Annotated in this window: 1 protein-coding gene; it reads left to right on the top strand. The window is 61.7% G+C overall.

Annotated elements, in window-relative coordinates; all coding sequences use genetic code 11:
• The coding region (locus K9U38_RS21905) for a formyltetrahydrofolate deformylase (RefSeq protein ID WP_224496473.1) at positions 1-684 on the top strand (684 nt) is incomplete at both ends.

Below are 684 nucleotides of genomic sequence, written 5' to 3'. Positions count from 1 at the left end.
GCTGAAGGCACCACCAGGGACGACGTGGAACGGGCGCTCAAGCCGGCCATCGACCGTTTCGACATGAAGACGACCCTGGTCGACCAGGCCCGGAAGCCGAGGATCATCATCATGGTCTCGAAGTTCGACCATGCGCTGTTGCACCTGTTCTACCAGATCAAGGTCGGCTGGCTCGATGCCGAGGTGGCGGCGATCGTCTCCAACCATGAGGACAGCCGCCGCTTTGCCGAGCACGAGGGCATCCCCTACCATGTCTTGCCGGTGACCCGCGACAACAAGAAGGAGCAGGAAGAGCAGCTGTTGAAGATCGTCAAGGATTCCGGTGCCGATCTCGTCATTCTCGCCCGCTACATGCAGGTCCTGTCCGACACCCTCTCCAAGCGGCTCTATGGCAAGGTGATCAACATCCACCACTCCTTCCTGCCCAGCTTCAAGGGCGCCAAGCCCTATCACCAGGCGCATGAGCGCGGGGTCAAGCTGATCGGCGCGACGGCGCACTATGTCACCCCCGATCTCGACGAGGGTCCAATCATCGAGCAGGAGACCGAGCGGGTCAGCCATGCCATGAGCGCCGAGGATTTCGTTGCCACCGGCCGCGACATCGAAAGCCGCGTGCTGGCACGCGCCGTCAAGAAGCACCTCGAATCCCGCGTCATGCTCAACGGTCACAAGACCGTGGTTTTC

Source organism: Phyllobacterium lublinensis, from assembly GCF_020164435.1.
Classification (GTDB): Bacteria; Pseudomonadota; Alphaproteobacteria; order Rhizobiales; family Rhizobiaceae; genus Phyllobacterium; species Phyllobacterium lublinensis.
This window is presented reverse-complemented; position numbering and strand designations above follow the sequence as displayed.